The following is a 3,264-nucleotide window of genomic DNA, read 5'->3' on the forward strand; positions in this document are numbered from 1 at the left end:
GATCAAGAGAAACAATGAATTTATTTTCCTTTTATTCAATCCTATCCGTTTTAGGGAGAGGTAATTATCAATTATCAATTATCAATTATCCATTATCCATTATCCATTATTGAACTTGAGCTTAAGTTCTGGATTTCATTATCAAATCACTCAAATTTTCGGTTACACTTGAAGAGAAAGCGATCAAAAAACAAATAAAAATTAACTTCAAAAGAGAGAACTAAAGATGATACAAACAATACAAACAACAGATCCGACTTATGATATTCTGAGAGCAGAACGACAACCCCTAACTTCCATATTTGCTCCAGAAAGTGTGGCCGTAATCGGTGCTACCGATAGAGTTGGCAGTGTGGGTCGCACAATCCTCTGGAATCTGATGAGCAATCCTTTTGGGGGTACGATTTTTCCAGTTAATCCCAAGCGCCATAATGTCCTAGGAATTCCAGCCTACCCAAATATCAAAGCCATACCAGAACCAATTGACTTAGCAATTATCGCCATTCCCGCTCCCATGGTTCCTGATGCTGTGCGCGACTGTGTGGAAGTCGGAGTCAAGGGCGCAATCATTATCTCCGCAGGATTCAAAGAAATTGGACCAGAAGGCATAGAATTAGAACAACAAATTATGGCAACAGCCAAGGGCAAAATGCGACTGATTGGCCCTAACTGTTTAGGTTTAATGAACCCCCATAGTGGACTTAACGCTACCTTTGCTAGCACAATGGCAAACCCAGGCAACCTTGGTTTCATTAGTCAGAGTGGAGCATTTTGTACAGCCGTTCTCGACTGGAGTTTCCCAGAAAACGTAGGCTTCAGTGCATTCATTTCCATAGGCTCAATGCTAGATTTAGACTGGGGCGACCTGATCTACTATCTTGGAGACGACCCCCACACCAAAAGTATTGTCATCTATATGGAATCTATTGGCAATGCCCGGTCATTCCTGTCTGCTGCTCGTGAAGTAGCATTGACAAAACCAATAATAGTAATCAAAGCTGGTCAAACTGAAGCTGCTGCTAAAGCTGCTGCTTCACATACAGGGTCACTCACAGGTAGTGATGAAGTCCTAAATGCTGCCTTTCGTCGGTGTGGGGTGCTGCGGGTGAATCGCATCTCTGAACTATTTAATATGGCAGAAGTGATGGCAAAACAGCCACGGCTACCAAAAGGACCGAGACTGACAATTATTACTAATGCTGGAGGACCAGGAGTGTTAGCGACGGACGCCCTGATTGCTACTGGTGGAGAACTTGCACCTCTGGCAGAAGAAACAATTGCTCAACTGAATGAATTTCTCCCCACCCACTGGAGTCATGCTAACCCTATTGATATCCTTGGTGATGCTGACCCAGAGCGCTATCGCAAAACTTTAGAAGTAGCAATTAAAGATCCTAACACTGATGGTTTGCTGGTAATTTTGACTCCTCAAGCAATGACTGACCCTACTCAAACAGCTGAACAGTTGAAGCATTATGCTCAAACTGCTAAAAAACCAGTATTAGCCAGTTGGATGGGAGGGGATGAGGTAACTACAGGTGAAACTATTCTCAATCGTGCTAGTATCTCGACTTATCGTTATCCAGATTCTGCTGCCAAGCTCTTTAACTTTATGTGGCAGTACAATTATAATTTACAGGGTATTTATGAAACTCCATTGCTAGCACAAGAACAAGAAAGCGGTCCAAACTGTTCTATAGTTGAGCAAATTATCAAAAATGCTCAGGATGCAGGTAGAAATATTCTCACAGAATCAGAATCAAAACAAATTTTAGCTGCTTATGGCATTCCTANATTCTGCTGCCAAGCTCTTTAACTTTATGTGGCAGTACAATTATAATTTACAGGGTATTTATGAAACTCCATTGCTAGCACAAGAACAAGAAAGCGGTCCAAACTGTTCTATAGTTGAGCAAATTATCAAAAATGCTCAGGATGCAGGTAGAAATATTCTCACAGAATCAGAATCAAAACAAATTTTAGCTGCTTATGGCATTCCTATTGTCCAGACTTTGGTTGCCAAAACTGAGGCTGAAGCAGTGGAACGTGCTGATATAATCAGTTATCCAGTGGTGTTGAAACTGTTTTCCGAGACAATTACCCATAAAACTGATGTGGATGGCGTGCAGTTAAATCTTAAAGATGCAGAAGCAGTAAAATGGGCATATCAAAATATTCAAACCTCTGTAACTGAGAAAGTTGGGTCTGAGCATTTTCTAGGGGTGACAGTACAACCAATGTTAAGTTTAGACCGTGGCTATGAGTTGATTATTGGTAGTAGTGTTGACCCGCAGTTTGGTCCGGTGTTAGTGTTTGGTACGGGTGGGCAGTTAGTAGAGGTGTTTAGAGACCGGGCGATCGCTCTACCTCCTTTGAATACAACTCTCGCTCGCCGGATGATGGAACAGACAAAAATTTATCAAGCGCTCAAAGGAGTAAGGGGAAGGAAAGCTGTAGATTTGGGAGCGCTGGAAAAGTTATTGGTGAAATTTAGTCAGTTGGTGGTAGAGGAACCTTGGATTAAGGAAATTGATATTAATCCTCTGTTGGCTTCTGCGGAAAGATTGATTGCTTTGGACGCAAGGATAGTTCTCCATGATAAGAGCGTGGGTGTAGAGAATCTACCATCATCAGCTATTCGTCCGTATCCTACTCAATATATAGAACCTTGGCAAATGAGAAATGGCGAGGAGGTGACTATTCGCCCTATTCGCCCAGAGGATGAACCGTTGATTGTTCAGTTCCACAAAACGTTGTCAGAGGAAAGTGTGTATTTGCGGTATTTTAATTTTCTCAAGTTGAGTCGGCGCATTGCTCACGAACGGTTAACTAGGATTTGCTTTATTGATTACCATCGGGAAATGGCATTGGTGGCAGATTATAAAAATCCAGAAACGGGAAGCCATGAAATTTTAGGAGTGGGTCGTTTGAGTAAGTCACATGGGGTCAATGAGGCTGAGTTTGCGATGTTGGTTAGCGATCGCTATCAACGTCAGGGTTTGGGTACTGAGTTACTGTTGCGATTGGTGCAGGTGGGTCGAGATGAGAAGTTAAAGCGAATAGTTGCTACGGTTTTAGCTGAGAATACACCTATGCAAAGAGTTTGTGAGAAGGTTGGTTTTCAGTTGCAACGTGGTGCTGGTGTAGTAGAGGCGAAAATAGATTTATAGTTTTGACAATTTTACTAGATATAGCAATCATACTAAATCCGGTTTATAGAGTTTTGGGGAGATGGGGAGATGGGGAGATGGGGAGATGGGGAGA

At 42.2% G+C, this 3,264-nt stretch carries 2 protein-coding genes; both read left to right on the plus strand.

Annotated features, from left to right (window positions below):
* Positions 1–226: 226 nt before the first annotated feature.
* Positions 227–1,793: acetate--CoA ligase family protein (locus tag AFK68_RS04905; RefSeq protein WP_210407235.1), on the plus strand; the 1,567-nt coding region annotated here is incomplete at its 3' end.
* Positions 1,794–1,820: 27 nt separating this feature from the next.
* On the plus strand, positions 1,821–3,170 hold the full coding sequence (locus tag AFK68_RS04910) for a GNAT family N-acetyltransferase (RefSeq protein WP_371357236.1): 1,350 nt from the start codon (positions 1,821–1,823) through the stop codon (positions 3,168–3,170).
* Positions 3,171–3,264 lie beyond the last annotated feature (94 nt).

The sequence above is a fragment of the Hydrocoleum sp. CS-953 genome (assembly GCF_002260545.1).
Lineage (GTDB): Bacteria > Cyanobacteriota > Cyanobacteriia > Cyanobacteriales > Microcoleaceae > Trichodesmium.

Bases quoted from the DNA above. Each gene is read 5' to 3' on its own strand.
- AFK68_RS04910 (WP_371357236.1), top strand. From the start codon at position 1,821: ATGTGGCAGTACAATTATAATTTACAGGGTATTTATGAAACTCCATTG.